We start from the raw sequence: 18,457 nt of genomic DNA on the forward strand, positions 1-18,457 counted from the left end.
ATTGGCTCCTTATTTCACCAACTTTTTAACTGCAACTTTGACTTATTCAACAGCTATCAAGTAAGGATAGACCGGTTGATCGCCTTGATGGATTTCCGTTTCTAGATCCGCAAAGTCCGTGGTAATGGTTGTAGCAATTTGTTCAGCAATCTTTTGATCACCATCAGAACCCACCAAAATTGTCACAACTTCACTATCTTCATCGACCATTTTTTGCACCATTTGGACTGATACTTGCACTGGATCTAAACCGTTGACGACAATATCACCATCAACAATGCCGATTAAGTCATCCTTTTTAATCTTTAATTGACCAATTTCACTATCACGCACAGCGCTGGTAATCTGACCACTGTGAACGGTTGTTAAAGTTTCCGTCATATTAGCTTGATTAACTTGTAATTCAGCGGTCGGATCAAAGGCTAACATAGCTGTCATGCCTTGCGCGATTGACTTGCTAGCAACAATTTCCGTCGGAATTTCAACCATTTGACAAGCTTGCTTGGCAGCCATCAAAATATTACCATTATTTGGCAAAACTAAAGCTCTTTTGGCGTGACTATTTTCAATTGCTTGCGCAATATCTTGCGTTGAAGGATTCATCGTTTGCCCACCGCTAATCATTGTGGTCACACCTAAACTTGCAAATAATTTTTGCAAGCCTGAACCAGAAGCCACCGCCACAACTGCATAATCAAGTTCTTGTTCAGGTACTGCCGGTTTGGATATATCATTTTCCACGATTGTCTCATGTTGAATGCGCATGTTATCAATCTTAATTTTCGCTAACGAGCCAAATTGGCGGCCATAAGTAAAGACTCTTTGTGGATGTTGTGTATGCACGTGCACTTTAACAACTTCTTCATCGGCAACTACCAATAAAGAATCACCAATTTCACTTAAAGTTTGGCGAAATTCTTCGTAATCAAACCGTTGATCACTCGTCGGTTTGACACCTAACTGCACCATCATTTCTGTACAAAAACCATTTTTGATATCTTCATTATTAAATTGTGCTTGCACTGATTGGTGATGGGCAGCATTTAACATCTCGTCCATTTCCACCGCATCGGGTTGATAGGCTTGATCATCACTGACTTCACCGCCTAAAGCTTGCAAAAAGCCTTCATAAATAAAAACTAACCCCTGACCCCCAGAATCTACAACGCCAACCTCTTTTAAAACTGGTAATAATTCTGGCGTACTGGCCAAAGCACTTTTAGCACCTTGTAAGGCAGCCGTCATCACAGCGGTCACGTCTTGAGCAGTATCACTGACTTCTTGCGCAGCTTCACTAGCACCACGTGCAACAGTTAAAATTGTCCCTTCAACTGGCTTCATCACAGCTTTATAAGCAGTTTGAACCCCAGCTACCAAAGCTTGAATTAAGTCTTGTGACGTTAACTCTGCTTTCGTTTCAATACTTTTACTAAATCCGCGAAAAATTTGTGACGTGATAACACCCGAATTGCCACGAGCTCCCATTAATAAGCCCTTAGCTAAAACTTGGCCTAATTCGCCAACATGTTTAGTATCAGCTTCATTGACCGCTTTATAGCCTGATTTAAAAGTCAGATCCATATTAGTTCCTGTATCACCATCCGGAACTGGAAAAACATTTAATGAATTAACAAATTCAGCATTTTGACCCAAACGATGTTCGCCCATGCGAATCATATCAGTAAATTCTTGGGCCGTAATTTTCTCCACAGACAATTAATTATTCCTCCAAATTAATCTTCTTCCAAAATTTTAATTCCTTGTACATAAACATTAACTTGTGTTGTTGGTGCACCTAACATTGTTTCTAAATTATATTTGACTTTGTTTTGGACATTACGACAAACTTCTGAAATTTTAACACCATAACCAACGATAATATAAACATCAACCACGGTATTGTCTTCATGTTGGCGCACAACTACTCCCCGCGTATAATTATCACGGTTCAAAATCTCATTCACGCCATCACGCAACTGATTTTTACTGGCCATGCCTACAATGCCGTAAATATCCGTCGCAGCACAGCCAACAATTGCAGCGATAACTTCGTTAGAAATATCAACTTGTCCATATTTAGTTTGAATAGTTACTGCCAAAATTTAACACCCCGCTTTATCTTCTTCTCAACATTAAATTTTATCATAGCCCGTCTATAAAAAACAGCCATCTAAAAAACTGTCAAGTATTTTTCCTTGAGATAGAACTTGCTTTATCTATGGGTAAATGATAACATATTTAAAGTATTCTATTATAGAAAGTATCTAGGACAAGGAGGTTTGTCCCATGGCTAAAGATATTATTACTGGACGTAAAACCAGTTTTGGTAACCGGCGTTCACATGCCTTAAATTCATCACGTCGTGCATGGAAAGCTAACTTACAAAAGGTGCGGATTTTAGTTGATGGTAAGCCTAAACGTGTTTGGGTTTCCACACGCGCATTAAAGTCTGGCAAAGTCACTCGCGTCTAATTTTAATGCAAAAAAGTTATCCTGAAGTGGATAGCTTTTTTTATTACAACATTAATTTAATCTATTTATCGCTTTCTCCAAGTCAACAGTTTGTGCCTTATGTAAAAAATCAACTGTAACATTTTAGTTTTTCAATTAAACGTGTTACAATTTATGTAGTCGAAGTTGGCGCTATCAACACCAACTTCTCATAAGGCTGCTAAGAGTGGCTATAGATAAAAATTAAATATTCAGTCCCTGCTAAGCTTTGAAGCTAAGTAGGGACTTTGCGTTTAAGATCTTATTTCCGAAGATCTTTGATGATTTTGGCAATAATAATTTAATCTACTTATTGCGTTCTCCAAGTCAACAGTTTGTGCCTAACGTTATTAAATTTTCAAAGTAAAATTCAACTTTGAAATTTAATAGCGTTAGTGCGCAACTGCTAACCAACTTGGATCACAGCCTTTTAAAAGTCAAACAAAGAAGTCCGAGAACGATCCAGAACAAAGCTTTACTCCTTTCTTCAGAGTGTGATTTGTTACAGTTTTTACACCATAAGCCTCACGCTCCTTCATAAAGAAGCCACTAGCTTAGCTTTCGCCTTATGTACATAGTTAGTATAACATTTTTGAGATACACTTTTTAAGATAATTTTAATTATAAAAAAAAGAAAGTCTTCTTTTCAAGGAAAACTTTCTTTTATTTTGTTTTAAATTAATGTTTCTATAATATTGAGTGTTGATGAGTAATTTTACCGACACTCTTTTATTACAATATTTTTATAAATCAAGACTGGCTTTAACAACGGAATCATCAATCAGCGTTAGATCATCACATTCACTATGTTTTACTAGCCACGACTTATGTTGTTTAATCAATTGATCGACATAATTTCGTGCCCAACGACCATTACTTTTATCTGTAGAACGTTCATATTTAGTAATAACTACTTCCTTTAGTAGCTCTTTATTAACTTTCCAATTTTTGCTGATACTATTAATAACAATTTCTGCAATTTCAGAAGCAGAATAGGAATCAAATTCTATTTTTAAAGGAACTCGAGAGCGTAAACCAGGATTAGCTTCTAAAAACTGCTCCATCTGTTTAGTGTAACCTGCAAAAATAACAACCAATTTGTCGCGATTATTTTCTAATTCCGGAATTAATGTTTCAATAACTTCTTTGCCAAAGTCATTTTCACTACCAATCGAATTTAATTGATAAGCTTCGTCAATAAACAAAACACCACCCATGGCATCACGAATAACTTTTTTAGTATTAGCTTCACTGTGCCCGATATATTTACCAACCAAATCTGCGCGTTTAACTTCAATAACAGTATCTTTAGGTAAAATTCCCAAGTTATAAAACAATTTGGAAATTAGTCGAGCAATAGTGGTTTTACCAGTTCCTGGTGCCCCTTCAAAAACCATATGATAAGTTGGTTTTGGTTGATCTGATAATTGTTCAGCCAATTTTTGATCAATTTTAGTTTGGTCAATAGTATCATGAACAAATTTTTTAACATTTTTTAAACCAGTCATAGAATCTAACTGTTTTAAAAGATTTTCAATGTTATCTTCTTTGGTTTCATGATTTCCTCCTAAAATTTGATCAATATCCTTATTCGTAATTGTCGTCAAACTGTGCCCCTCAATTTGAGCTACAACATTGATCAGTGCTTGGTTCAAATTCCGTATCCAGCGACCGTTAGAGTTATCAATATCAGATAGATAAAGTCTTTTAACACTTTTTCCATAATAAGCTTCGTCAACACTATAATCCTTATTTTTTAAATCTAATAAACCAATTTTAACAATCTCATCAGGAGTATAATCGGCAAAATTAAAAACGTTGGGAATTCTAGATTTTAATCCTTCATTCATAGCTAAAAAGTCTTGCATTTTTTTAGTGTATCCTGCAAAAATTATCATCAAATCATCGCGATGATCTTCCATATATTTCAAAATCACATCGACTGCTTCTTGTCCCCAATTGGTTGTACCTTCCTGATATAGCGAATAAGCTTCATCAATAAATAAGACACCTCCTTGTGCCTTATTCAAAATAGCTGCTGTTGCCTTAGCAGTTCCACCAACATTTTCAGCAACTAAATCTTGACGGGAAACCTCAACATAATGATTTGATGGTAAAACTCCCTCTTCATACATCGCTTGTGCAACTAAACGTGCTACTGTTGTTTTACCAGTTCCCGGATTACCTTGAAAAATAGAGTGTAGTACAGGCATCCCAGAATGATAGCCTTTTTTAACCCTGTCTTGGTTAAAGACCGCAGTTTTAACAAAAGAATTGATCTTTTGTTTAACTTCAGTTAAACCTATTAACTGGTTAATTTTATCAAGAGCACTAATATCAGTGGTCTTATGGTTGATAATCGTCTTCTTTTTTGAATCTTCAAATTTTAAATCAGTAGACTGCAATTTAGAAATATTAATATCTGAATTTTCATCTGAGTTTACTTGTAATTTATGTAACTCATCTAAATTACTTTGTTTAACCTCAATATTACCGTCTTCAATTAAAAAATAAGAATCACCATTTGCTAATTTTAAATCTTCAATTTGGGCAATCGAATCACTTTTTAAATATAATTGTTCCGTACAACTATTTGTTAAGTATAACTGGCCAGCTTTCAACTGAGAATGTTTATTTAAAACTAAACAACCGAATTGGGATACATCAGTATCGATCTCAGAATTTTCGGCATACATCAAATTAATAATTGAATGAGTTATTTTAATTAGTTGCGCTTGATCAGCTAAAACAGCAAATATTTTACCATTTGAATGAATCTCACTAAATCTGATTTGACATTTTACTTGCTCGTGCAAATAAATGGCTGGATACTTTCTTTCACTAGAATTTACAATCACATTATTGATTAACAAAGTAGCTGACTGACCAACATTAATTCCATTCTGACCAATTAAACTATTTAAAACTAAATTTTCTAAAACACACGTACTATTTTCTTCCACAAATAAAGATGAATTAAAAACTACATCTTCAGGTTTTTTCCCCAATCCACGAAATTTTATATTACTTACAGGTATTACTTTACAATGATACTCACCAGGGTCAAGTAAAATTACATCACCTGAACAACATTGACTAATTGCCTTATCTAGGGAATATTTACCTAATCCTTTACCGACATGAATTGATTTTCGCAAACCTACTTCCCCCACATATCTTTAAAATACATATATTTAACTTGATTCATTAAATAAATTAAGCAAAAAACACCTAATGGCAAACTAAAACTCCACACCAAACTTGTAATTAATAAACGTATCATCAAAAGAATAAGACAAAAGATAAATACTGCCAAACCATCAGAAGACATAAAAGACAAAATATCAATTAAACTAGGCCCTCCAAAAATAATGGCACTTATAAAACCTCTTTGATTTCTTTGATATTTACTCTTACTGACTGCAGCTGTTAAAGGATATAAAAACAAATTAAAAATTGAAAATAAACTATTCAAAGTAAATGGATTAAACAAAGCATTAATTCTAATAGCAGAGTATTGATTAAAACAAAGCAAAAGAATTGAAATCACAAACTCTTTCATCCAAAACTTATAGTCTTGCAACCTCAAAGCATTAACGAATAATTTTTTAATTGATAAATTATCATTCAAAAGTACGGGGCCAAAATGTGGTTCTTCTTCCACAGTTAATTCATTTGACTGATCGACCCTTTGCGCTTTTTTAATTATTTGCTCTTCAATAATTGTCTGAACGTTAGCCTTTTCTTTACTGATAATTAACTCCCCCCTCTATTACATTAATATAATAGCATATTTCTGAGAAAAATTTATTATTTGGCAAGCTATCCTTTAATTAATTTGCAGATAAAAAAATCCTCAAAATTTCATTTTTAAATTTGAGGATTAAACATCAAAATTTTTTAATTCAATTTAACATCCACATCTCTCACCCAATCATTATCACCAACTTGATAATAACGATGACCGTTAACAGTCAAGACTTGATCAAAGTTCCAAGTGGCTTGGCGAGTTAAGTGTTTATCTGTGGAGCGACTTAAGAAACCAATTTGTGATTGGTAATGATAAATCGGTGCCGCTTGTTCTTTCAAGCTTAAGGTTCCGTTCTGTGGCTTCGTGACAATTGCGGTTGTCATGACCGTAACATCAAGGGCTCGCACATATTGATGTGGAGCGACTTGATAATAAACTTGTCCGTCAGCTAATGTTTCTTGCGCATTAACTAACCACTGCGTACCCGTTGGCAATTGCTGCTTCAGCGCGGCACCTTGATCACTATACACGGTGATGAAGTCTTGACCCGCAGTTGGTTGCACGGTAATTACCCCATCAATGATTTGGCGTTTACCAATCTTGGTGTAATTGACATCGTCAGCTTTAACATATTCATTAGCACCAACGCGGTAATACATCGTGCCATCATTTTGCGTATAAATATAATCGACTTTCCAATCAGTATTGGCGGCTAAGACTTGCTCCAACTGGTGACCTTGTTGGTCATACAAGTGAATGAAACCACCCGTGACATCGGGTTTAACAATCGCAATGCCCGGATTGCGCACCGTATGACTTTGACTCAAGCCACCACCTAAATTATCAGCCAAGTTGACACTGTCCGTGCCCACTAAACTATTAATGCGTTGAATGCAATCATGTTGGGCTTGGTTAACGGCTGCGACACTCGTTGCTTGTTGCACTTGGTCAATGCCCGCACTTTCAGCATGCCGTACCGCAAAGATCCGATCTTGACGTTTATCAGCGTCTAAACTGGTATTGTTCTCTAAATTCTTGACGGCTTGATCAGCTGCTTGATGAATGGCATTAATGGCAACCGCACTAGCTTGCGCTACTTGGGCTTTAACCACTTCATGAGAGATATTTTTTTCTCCTGCTACTTCGGCGGCATGAGCAGCATCCACACCTTGACTTTGATCGATTTGGTCTTTGGCAGCTTGATAAGCCGCATCAACCTTTTGTTGAGTGTCGTCTTTTTGTTCAGGTGTTAAGTCAGTTAAATCGTTCAACTGATCCGTGGTATCTTGATAATGTTGCTCTAAAGTGGTCAGGCTATCATCTTTAGCTTTCGTCACTTGAACCACTTGTTGCATGTTTTCAATTCCGGTTTGTTTGTGCGGATCAACTTCTGACAAGTTAGCTTCAGTAATGCTGCCTTGCGCTGCTTGATAAGCGGTCTCCAACAAACCATTCAAACTGTCAATTTGATCCTTATAATGCGTTAAACCATTAATCTTGGCTTGTTCTTCTTGATAGGTTTGCTTTAATTCCTGCATCGCTTGGTTCTTGTGGTTAATCAAATTCTTAGTGTCATTTAATTGCGTAATTCCGGTTTGTTGAACCTGATCCACACCAGTTTGATCTGTCGCGGCTAAGATTTGATCAATGGCTGCTGTGGCTTGTTGACTAATCTGACTCTGCAAAGCCGTTTGTTGCTCTTCATTCAAAGCGGACGCTTGATCATAAGCTTGTTGAACTTGTTTTTGCGTTTGCTTAATTTGTTGCACTGCTTGGGCTTTTTGTTGCGCCAAAGTAACTTGTTGTTTCATTTGCTCAATGGTTTGTTGTTGTTCACCAGCAACGTTGGCAGCGGTCGTTTCCTGTTTAATTTGGCTTAAACCAGTCTCATAAGCAGTTGTAACTTGTTGTTGTAATTGGTTAACTTGGTCACTACTTAAGTTACCACCTTGCGCTAAACTACCTAATTCTTGTTGCTCACGATTTAACTCATCATCCAAGGCATTCCAAGCGGCATTTTGTTGTTGCTTCAAGTCTGTTACTTGCTTAATGCTTTCCACACCATCTTTAGCGGCTTGTTGAATAGCAGTAGCCGAACTAGCTTGATTGATGGCGGCAATGGCTTGATCTTTTTGGGTTTGGACATCTTGTTTCAAACTGTCCTGATCAGACTCATAATGATTCAAGCCCGCAATTACCTCATTAGCGGCCGTTGCTGCTTGATCAACTTGTTGCATGACTTTATTGATCGTATTAGCTAAGTCTAACGTTGGCCGTAACTTCTGTTTTTCTTGCGTGAGCCAACTTTCAGTAACATCGGTGGTTTCATTTAAATCATTTAACATCGCTGTTTGTTCGATTGTGACTTGCTCTAATAAATTATTAACTTGATCAGCGGTTAAGTATCCACCCTTGTCCGGTTTACCTAAATCTTGAATTTGTTGCTTGGCATCATTGACCGCTTGATTAATACTTGCTTGCAACTTCTGCTTTTGTTTAGCAGTCGCTACTAATTGATCTAATGCATTATTTTGTTGACCAGCAGCATTAGTGACATCTTGCGCCGTCTTACTGGAATCTTGTTGTGCCGTTTCAATGGCACTCACACCATTAGTTGCTGCTTGGTCAGCTTGATGTTGTAGTTGATCGATTTGATCTGGGTCTAACTTATTGTCGCCTTGACCTAAATCATTAATCTTTTGCTTATTAGCAGCTAATTGTTGCGCTAAAGCCACAATTGCATTAATGGCGGCGGTACCTTTGTTAAAGGCCGTAGTTTCTGTGTTACTATCTTGCATACCGGTTAAAGCCGTGTTAGCAGCGGTGTTGACTTGATTTAAGAAATCAGTTTGTTGCTCAGCACTAATATTAGTTAAACCAGTTAAATCATTGTTGGCTTGCCCTAAAGTCGTGGCTAAACTCGTTAAGTCCGTAATAACTTGCGTCTTGACTTTAGTAGCCTCGACACTCGTTGCCGCTTTGATTTTAGTAGTTAATGAACTTTGCGCTTGGGTAATTTGATCCTTAAATTGTGTCTTTTGCGCAGCCGTCAAACCAGCAGTCGTATCAATCTGTCCAATCGCCGTGGTAATTTGCGTCTGCAAGGCTGTTAAGGCCTCATTTTGAGCCTGCGGTAACTTCAGTAACTTATTAATAGCTTGTTTGCCATTTTGAGCTAATTGGTTCAAATCAGTTGTTGCTGTAGCTTTAGTAATTTGGTCGACAATCTTAGCTTGTTGCTCACTAACTTGTTGTTTCAGGCCAGCTTGTTGGTCAGTTAATTGATCCAACTTTCCAATAGCAGTATTAGCGGCAGTAACAGTTGCGTTAATCACACCCATAGCCGTATTCATATTATCAGCTAAATCCGTTACTGGCTTAAAGTTCTTTGTTTCTTGATCAGTTAACCATGAATCTGACAAATCAGTAACATTCTGTAAGTTAGTTTCAATCGTTGTCTTCGCTGCCGCTAATTGAGCTAATAACTTGCCAACTTGTTGAGCTTCATCAGTTGGCGTCGTACCACCAGTTAAGTTATGACCAGTTGTACCGTCACCTAACTCTTTAATATGATCCACTGCAGTATTGTAGTCAGTTTGTAACTGCTGCATGATGCTATTTTTATTTTGCATCGTTGTTACTAACTTATTTAGAGTATCTTGACCATTCTGCAACTGTAACTGTAAGTCGTCGCCAGCAGTTTTAATATTATCTGAATAAGTTTTGTAATCATGATTTAATTGACTCAAAGCCTGACTAACCTGATCATGTGTTAAATGAGCATCGGTTCCTTGTCCTTGTTCTAAATTACTAATTATTTGGGAATCTGTTTGATAAGTTGTTTCTAAGGACGTTAAAGCTTGATCTTTTTCTTTGACTGTTGCTAAGACTGCTTCAATCTTGCCTTTTTGAATTACTTGTTGCGCTATAATATCTGCTGAAGTAGTAAGTTCTCCTAAGGCCGTTTGTGCTGCTTGATAGGTTCCTTCTAAATCACTGGCAAGCTGATTACTAGGATCCAAATCAGTTTTATGGGTTAAAGTATTTAAATCATTCAAAGCGGTTTGATAAGCAGCTTCTACTGTTTGAAGAGCTGTTTGCATAGCTGTATTCATAGCCGTTGCTTTGTCAGTTACTGCAGTTAGTTTAGAATGTTCTGTGTCTTCAACAAAGTTGGATCCCAGATTTTCTAAATCACTCAAGACTTCATTGTAAGCTGTCTCTAAATCAGCTAATAACTTACCAACTTGCGTACTGGTATCAGTTGAACCAGTATCACCAGTTAAATAACCACCTTGATTACTACTTGCAACTAACTTATTAATATCATCCTTAGCAATATGATACCAACCAGCTACTGTACTTAAATTACCGGATAAGTTTTGCGCCGCTGTAACAATCTTATCAATTGCTTTTTTACCAGCACTTAAAGCTTTATCGGCATTTTCAATACTATCAGCATTATCAATATTTCTATCTGCTGTCGTCTGCGCACCATCAGTCGGATTAGTGATTTGTCCCTTATATCCAGTAATCTGTTCTGGAGAAAGTGAAGTTTGCTGTCCTAACGTTGTTAAAGCAGCTTGCGCATAATCAGCTAGTTGCGCTTGATCAACCACTTTTTGTAACGCTGTTTCACCAGCAGTTTCAGCATTAGCCGTTCCAGCAGTAATCTCAGCTACTGCAGCCTGATAAGCACTTGTTACTTGGCCTTGATATGAATCCTGTTGCTCTGTGCTTAAATGACTTAGTTTTTCAGCAATTGTCGCATCTTGGGCTGTTTGGTAAGCAGTTTGTAACTGACCCATGGCCGTATTCATGGTTCTTGCTTTACCAGTTACTGCAGTTAGTTTTTGTTGTTCTGTTTCCGAGTTAAAATCGGCACTAGGATTTTCTAGATCACTTAAGACTTCATTGTAAGCTGTCTCTAAATCAGCTAATAATTTACCAACTTGTGACTTATGTTCGGCGTCAGGCGCTGTGGTTGTTAAATGACCATCAGTTTGATTGTCACCTAAATTAGTAATGTTTTCCTTTTCGGTATTGTACCATTGAGTAACTTCATCAGCCGTTGTAGCTTGACTAACAATATTATTAATATTTGCTTGAGCAGCTTGATAAGCATTAGCAGCCTTTGTTGCATCAGTAGCACTATCAATCGCAGCTTGCCCTTTAGTTTGTTCGGTTTCTTTAGTTGGATCAGAACTTGTAATTTGTTCTTTATACTGTTGCTTTTGTTCATTTGTTAAATGCGTTAAAGCATTAATTTTATTAACGGCAGCCGTGACCCAATTTTGAAGTTGCGCACCAGCTAACTTCTGAGCAATTTGCGTTAAACCAGTCTTAACCGCAGCATCAATTTGGTCTTGGGTTGTGGTTGTGACAATCAGAGTATCAAAACCACTAACTGCCGTATTATAAGCACCAGCAATATTATCTTTATAAGTTTGTTGATCAGTTGTTGAAGCTGTTAAATCAGTGTCAACCGTTTGATCAGCACTATTTTTAGCGGTTTGTAGCTTGTCCATGGCAGCATTAATCTTATCCGCCAAATCGGTGATCTTTATAACTTTCGCTTTCTCTTCAGCTTTAAAAGTATCTGTTAAACCACCAGTACCTAAATCATTAACATCTTTGGTGATCTCAGTTTGTACCTGATCTACTAATGCCCACAATTTGCCAACTTGCTCATTTGTATCAGCCGGGTCACTGCCAACCGTCAAATGTTGCAAGGCCTCAATCTGTTGCTTAGCATCATTAATCCAGCCAGCTAAACCATCCGTTGTATTATTTAAGAAACCATTGTTAGCATCAGCGTCACCTTGAGCGCCTTGCACAATCTCATTAATAGCTGCTTGGGCTGTGGTAAAGGCGTTATTAGCATCACTAGCAGTACCAGCTTGGTCAATGTTAGCTTGACCTTTAGTTTGTTCAGTTTCTTTACTTGAATCAGAATTTGTAATTTGATCTACATAACCCTGAATGACACCAGAGCTTAAATGACCACCATTCGTGGTGCTTAAAGCATTCAGGTCAGTTTGCGCTTTGTTGACACAATCTTGTAGTTGACCACTAGCTAAACCTTTAGCAATTCCTAATAAACCAGTGTTTTCAACCTTTGTTACACTATCTATTGTCGTTTGGTCAGTAATAGTATTTAAACTATTCGTTGCCGTCTCATAAGCAAGATCCACTTGGTCAGTGTACTTTTTCTTATCCTGAGCCGTCGCCAAGTTTGGTAAGCCATTGATTGTCGTATTGGCGTTATCATGTTGAGTCTGTAACTCACCCATAGCGGCATTAATCTTATCTGCCAAGTCGGTGATCTTTGTAACTTTCGCTTTTTCGTCAGCTTTAAAAGTATCAGTTAAACCACCAGCACCTAAATTATTAACATCTTTGGTGATCTCTTTTTGAACATTATCTACTAATGCCAACAATTGACCAACTTGTGCACTTGTATCAGCTGGTGTACTACCGACGGTCAAATGTTGCAAGGCCTCAATCTGTTGTTTAGCTGCCTCAATCCAGCCGGCTAAACCATTATCAGTATTGTCAGTTAGGAAATCATTGTTAGCATTTGATACTCCCCTAGCAGCCGACACAATAGCTTCGATCTTACCTTTGGCTCCATCAGTTCCATCAAAAGCAGCTGCTGCTCCTTGCGCATCAGTAGCGGCATTAATTGCGACTTGACCATTAGCTTGTACACCAGTATCTGTATTAATAATTTCGTCTATATAGCCATTAATTTGGTCTTGACTTAAAGCACCACCTTGGTCCGTACTTAAGGCATTCAAGTCTTCCTTGGCTTTATTAACACAATTTTGCAATTTAGCACTAGCCAAGCCTTTGGCTAAATCAACCATGCCTTGCTTAATGACGTTATCTTTATCATCTGCGGAACTAGCTTGTTGATATGCTGTGACCATACCTTGAACTTTTTGATCAATTGGTGTCAAAGCGTCAGTAACTTCAGTTGAACTTAAATGTCCATTTTTATCCTTACTTAAATCATTAATACTGTTATTAGTCTCATTAAATTTATTCGCTAAATCAACTAACGTATCTAAAATACCTTCTGCTGTCGTTTCAGTTGAAGTGGCATCTGCACTAGTTGTTGTGTCCTTAATTTGAGCTACAGCCGTTTGATAAGCTTGATAAATCAACCCCACTTGCGTTTCGTCATTTTCATTGAAGTAATTAATTTGTGCAGTTGTTAAGCTTTGACCATTATCCTTACTTAAAGCAGTGACCGCTGCTAAAGCACTATCCAATTTATCTTTTAAATTATTAATTGCAGTCTGCTGGTCACTAACTAAATTATTAATGTTGCTTAACGCGTCCTTCGCCGCATTTGTCACATCAGTTGTTGTCTTGCCAGCAGCTGTTTGCGCAGTCTGAATCGCTGTGATCCCAGCTTTAGCTGCTTGATAGGCTTGACTCTTTAATCCCGTTTCATCTAAGTCGGTCTGACCAGCAATCGTTTGGTCAACCGTATTTAACTTATCTGCTAGATCAGCTATCGCATTAATGGCTGCTTGACCTTTAGCCACTGCTGTTTGGCGATCAATGTCATTGGTAGCTTGGTTATAACTAGTAACCGCAGTTTCTAAAGCGGTTTGCACTTGCTCTAAGAAGTTTTTCACTTCTTTTGTCGGATTTAATTGTCCATCATTGGCCGTACTGCATTGATTAATCTTTTGATTAGCATTAGCTAAAGCTGTGGCCAAAGTAACTAAATCAGCTAATTGTTGCTCACCGACACTGCCTGCATGAGTGGCAGTTGTTGAATCAGTTGCGGTCTTGATGTTAGTTACAGCTTGTTTATAAGCTAGTGGTACTTGACCAGTAGTTGCATCAGTAAAGTAATTAGTTTGGTCAGGAGTTAGATTCTGCAAACCATTAATTGTTGGCAACGCACCATTGGTGCCATCATATTTAGTCTTTAAACTATTTAAAGCATCCTTTTGTGCTTGAGCTAATTTAATAACATTATCCATCGCTATAATTCCATTTTGTTGGCTAGCTAATAATGCTGCTGCAGGATTAGCACCACCACTTGGATTAGCTGGATCTTTTGTATCATCTTTAACTGATTTAACGTTGTTAATAGCATTGTCATGCGCTGATTGCAATGAACTTTTTAAATTATCAATGTTTGGAACATTGGATAATCCTTGTAAAGCTGTTATGTCAGTATCCAACTGCAAATTTAAAGCTGTTAAGGCATTTAAATAAGCCGTCAAGACTGGATCATTAAAGTCTACAAATTTATTTTGAAAATCTTTTTCAGCAGTTAATACTAATTGATCATCTTTTTGAAAAGTGTCTATGGAAATATCAAAACTAAATCTTCCATCAGAATCTGCACGTGTGATATAAATTGGACCTTTTCGCCAATCATCACCATTTTTCTTTAAATTAGATCCGTCGGCAAAATCGTATAATTGACCATTACGTTTAATTTGAACGCGAATATTGGCATTAGCTAAATTGACTTGACCACTAATCGTATGCTGATTCAAACTATATTTAAGTGAATCCGTTACAAAATCAACACCATTATCAGGAACGGCATTAAATTCAAAATATACTCCAGACAAATTATTACTATTATCAAAGTAAGAAATTATAGAGTCTTCATCTTCCTTAGAAGTTGAGACAATGTCACTATTTTCATTACTTGCTAAATTCTGTTTAATTGATTGTAAAACACCATCTTTAATCGTCAAATTTAGTTTATCCAATATATAACTAGCATTAGTATCTGAATGTAATGTAAGCTTAAAAATATTAGTTAAAGATAAACTGGTAGACCCTGAAAATAATTTAAAGTTAGTATTATTTCCATTAAACCAAAAATGTTTAGGATGATCTATTGTAATCTGTTTAACATTAAATACAGAAGAGGCTGTTGTTACACCAGAGGCAATACGAATAACTACAGTGGATCCAGAATTAATTTTCAAATTATTAATTGCCATAAAATCAGTTAAAGGATAGTTATAGTCAGCATCTCTATAATCCAAATAAAACTCCCCATCGATTATTAAATTGCCAATATTATAAGCATGATAATTAGGATTCCCAATAGAATAAGCAAAAGGATTATTTTCGGCAATACCAACAGAATAATTACCCCAACGTCTAGTTTGCAATGAACCACCAACATCTACGGTTACGTTTCCTGAGGTATTTAAACCCATATAAAAAACACCAATCCCATGATTTTCAATAGTTAAACTATGAGATCCCATATCAATAGGCAGTTGATTACTAACTGGAATAATATGTTTTAAACCTAAAAAATAATAATAATCAACTGTATAAAAGAAACATTTCCCATCAATAATTATATCTGTACCATGAATACTACCGCTATCTCGCAACAATTGAGCACCAAAATATCTAAATTTTTTCAGATAAAGAGTTGTATTTTCAAAACTACTACCATTATAGGAAGGTGCTCCCCATAAGGCATAATTTGTACTATATACGTCAATATTATTAAAAGTAAAAGACTTTATGTCAGTCCAAATATAGTTATCTTGTAAATTAATGTGATATCCTTTACCATCAATGGTTAAACTGGAATTTCCAAGCATATAAGGCCTTAAAAATTGACTATTAGATGCTGATTGTCCAGCAGTTAGTTCAATATCATTCGCTAAAATTATTGTATAGTTAACGTCACTTTTGCCATAATATTTCTTTAATGCATTAACGAATTGTGTTTCATTAGATACAGTAACACTATCAGTCGTTACAAAACTCGCAATTTCTGGCTTTGTTACTTCATCGTCATTATGTACTACACCAGGATTATTGTCAGTGTCAGTACTATTAGGTTGTTCTAATTGGTTAGTATTATGATTGTCTAAATTGGGATTACTTGGCTGAGTTACGGAACTACTGGTAGAATTACTTGCAGGACTATGATTACCAGTAACTGCACTAGTATTATCTTGGTCGGCGTTATTGGTATCATTAATGTTATCGATTACATTAGAGCCACCTACTGAACTAGTCGTACTATTTTCGTTAGCACTCCCCTCTACTTGCTGTTGATTATTATTACTTGTATCACTTATGCTGCTATCTGCACGATTGTCGATTGTCGATTGTCGATTGTCGATTGTCGATTGTCGATTGTCGATTGTCGATTGTCGATTGTCGATTGTCGATTGTCGATTGTCGATTGTCGATTGTCGATTGTCGATTGTCGATTGTCGATTGTCGATTGTCGATTGTCGATTGTCGATTGTTAATGCCATTTATTTCACTGGGATCGGTTGTCTGAATTTCTTCTCCTGGTGCTGCTTGATCAAACTTGCCTTGATCATTAACATTATCCGCTTTAGTAGTGGTCTTATTTGCTGTCAACCACAAAGTTGATGAGAATAAGGTCACGCCCATAGTCACTAATAATCTTTTACTTCGATGCATTTTTATACTCTCCTTTGTTCATCTCGTCTAAAATATTTACATTTTTAAAAATGATTTTGATTATGTTCGCTTAAATTCGATACCTGTTTTTATCAAATAATAAGCAATTAATAATCTTAATCTCTCATATATTTCATATTATAATTGGTTAATTAGTGATAAATCAAACCCTATTTGGCAAAAAACTCTCGAAAAAGCCCGTTGTGATTTATATATCACACAAAATGGCTGTTTTGCTTTTTCACATGCTCACAACGAAGCTTGATTTAACCGTATTTATCCTTGTGAACGATTTTTTCAAAAATAACTAAAATCTAAATGTTAAGTTTTTCTTAAGATTCTTAAGTTTTTATTAAGTTCCAACACTAGTGTTGGATTTTTGGCTAGATTTTCTATGTAATTAAAAAAGACTAACTGCCAAATTTTTGGCTAATTAGTCCTACTTTTAATTTGTCTATCCCATTGTACTTTAATCATGACACTGAATAACTGCTACCATTCCACTTTGAAAACCAAATTCGACCGTTTGTTTAATAAATTCATTACTGGACAAAGAGACGGGTCGTTTCAAATCGGTTGGTACTAATGGATATTTAGCATCTTTAATCCAGAAACTTTTTACTGCCACTAAATTATAAAAGGCCAAATACTTCGTCGCTGCTAATTTAGTGACCTGATAACGTCCCGGTCGATAATAAGTAATAACATTTTGACGATCAATAATCCGCAATTTAACCGCTTCATCAAGTGCAAAATCTAATGGCAAACACAAATTAACTAATTCATGGTCTAATCGCCCACCCGTTGCTCCGTAGATCTTAACTTGATCGGCTCCTAACGCGTGTAAAGCTAAGCTGACGGCTGCCTGCGAATCAGTAAAGTCTTTTTCTGGTTTAGCATAACGCAAATCAGCTACTTCAGCTTCTAACCAGTTTCGTTCAATTACCGATAAAGAATCATAATCACCGACGCCAATTTGAGGAACAATTTGTCTTTGCAATAAGGTAATATTCCCGTGATCTGCTCCAATCCAAGGACCACTTATTTTTGCCAAATCGGTAGGTAAATTTTGCGTGCTGCCTAACATTACATTAACAGTTTTCATTAGCTAAAGCCTGCCTTAAATTGTCAATTCGGGAAGCTACTTCATGATCAAAGATATAAGAACCTGCTACAAAAACTTCGGCGCCTGCTTGTTGACATAATTGAATTGTTTGGTCATTAATCCCCCCATCAACTTCAATGGTATAATTATAAGCCAAATTTTCTTGACGCAACTGCTGTAATTGGGCAATTTTGGCGGTCATTGGTTGAATAAATTGTTGACCACCAAAGCCCGGATTAACCGTCATCACTAAGACATTATCCACCAGCGGTAACAATGGTGTCACCGTTGCTATTGCAGTTCCGGGATTCAAAACAATCCCCGCCTTAACCCCTTCAGCTTGAACGCGCTGCACTAAATTATAAATATGATTGGTACTTTCAACATGTAAATTAATTAAATCCGCTGGCGTTTGTAATAATTGATCTAAATAATTCTCAGGCTGTTGCGCCATCAAATGAACATCTAACGGCACTTTAGTCAATGAACGCACAGCTTGCACCATGTCAGGGCCAAATGTTAAATGGGGCACAAAAGCGCCGTCCATGATGTCAATATGAAACATGTCCGCGCCCCCAGCAATTGCGGCTTGTAAATCAGTTTGTAAATTTAATAAATCGGCACTTAAGATTGATGGTGCAATGATATACTGCTTCATCAGC

General features: G+C 36.6%; 9 protein-coding genes. 1 reads left to right on the forward strand and 8 read right to left on the reverse strand.

The genetic code is table 11. The features are described from left to right. Positions 1-42 precede the first annotated feature (42 nt). Both AC3B7A_RS01090 and AC3B7A_RS01095 read right to left on the reverse strand, forming a co-directional pair. Positions 43-1,716 carry a DAK2 domain-containing protein gene (locus AC3B7A_RS01090; RefSeq protein WP_489755919.1) on the reverse strand — a complete coding sequence of 558 codons (1,674 nt, stop codon included), beginning with the start codon at positions 1,714-1,716 and terminating at the stop codon, positions 43-45. A gap of 17 nt (positions 1,717-1,733) precedes the next feature. Further along, entirely contained in the window at positions 1,734-2,099 is a 366-nt protein-coding gene (locus AC3B7A_RS01095) for an Asp23/Gls24 family envelope stress response protein (protein WP_489755920.1), read from the reverse strand. 187 nt (positions 2,100-2,286) lie between these two features. On the opposite strand from AC3B7A_RS01095, the gene rpmB reads away from it, so the two are divergent. Further along, the gene (gene rpmB / locus AC3B7A_RS01100; protein WP_489755921.1) at positions 2,287-2,472 is read left to right on the forward strand and encodes a 50S ribosomal protein L28; all 186 of its coding nucleotides are present in this window, start codon (positions 2,287-2,289) and stop codon (positions 2,470-2,472) included. Between the two features lie 761 nt (positions 2,473-3,233). Here rpmB and AC3B7A_RS01105 read toward each other — a convergent pair. The 6 genes from AC3B7A_RS01105 to rpe all read right to left on the reverse strand — a co-directional run bounded on the left by AC3B7A_RS01105 (position 3,234) and on the right by rpe (position 18,453). Further along, complete coding sequence (locus AC3B7A_RS01105; RefSeq protein ID WP_489755922.1) at positions 3,234-5,648, reverse strand: AAA family ATPase; 2,415 nt, start codon at positions 5,646-5,648, stop codon at positions 3,234-3,236. Positions 5,649-5,650: 2 nt separating this feature from the next. Continuing rightward, positions 5,651-6,154 (reverse strand): hypothetical protein, encoded by a 504-nt coding sequence (locus AC3B7A_RS01110; protein ID WP_489755923.1) that lies wholly within the window; start codon positions 6,152-6,154, stop codon positions 5,651-5,653. A gap of 236 nt (positions 6,155-6,390) precedes the next feature. Continuing rightward, positions 6,391-15,849, reverse strand: coding sequence for an SLAP domain-containing protein (locus AC3B7A_RS01115; RefSeq protein WP_489756513.1), 9,459 nt, complete (start codon positions 15,847-15,849; stop codon positions 6,391-6,393). Positions 15,850-16,339: 490 nt separating this feature from the next. Continuing rightward, the gene (locus AC3B7A_RS01120; protein WP_489755924.1) at positions 16,340-16,690 is read right to left on the reverse strand and encodes a hypothetical protein; all 351 of its coding nucleotides are present in this window, start codon (positions 16,688-16,690) and stop codon (positions 16,340-16,342) included. Between the two features lie 469 nt (positions 16,691-17,159). Next, entirely contained in the window at positions 17,160-17,795 is a 636-nt protein-coding gene (locus tag AC3B7A_RS01125; protein ID WP_489755925.1) for a thiamine diphosphokinase, read from the reverse strand. Beyond that, entirely contained in the window at positions 17,782-18,453 is a 672-nt protein-coding gene (rpe, locus tag AC3B7A_RS01130) for a ribulose-phosphate 3-epimerase (protein ID WP_489755926.1), read from the reverse strand. The genes AC3B7A_RS01125 and rpe overlap by 14 nt, the downstream gene beginning before the upstream one ends. Between the last annotated feature and the right edge of the window lie 4 nt (positions 18,454-18,457).

Source organism: Bombilactobacillus sp. ESL1202 (genome assembly GCF_058107125.1).

Bases quoted from the DNA above. Each gene is read 5' to 3' on its own strand.
- rpmB (WP_489755921.1), top strand. From the start codon at position 2,287: ATGGCTAAAGATATTATTACTGGACGTAAAACCAGTTTTGGTAACCGG.
- AC3B7A_RS01115 (WP_489756513.1), bottom strand. From the start codon at position 15,849: ATGCTTGGAAATTCCAGTTTAACCATTGATGGTAAAGGATATCACATT.
- AC3B7A_RS01120 (WP_489755924.1), bottom strand. From the start codon at position 16,690: ATGCATCGAAGTAAAAGATTATTAGTGACTATGGGCGTGACCTTATTC.
- AC3B7A_RS01125 (WP_489755925.1), bottom strand. From the start codon at position 17,795: ATGAAAACTGTTAATGTAATGTTAGGCAGCACGCAAAATTTACCTACC.
- rpe (WP_489755926.1), bottom strand. From the start codon at position 18,453: ATGAAGCAGTATATCATTGCACCATCAATCTTAAGTGCCGATTTATTA.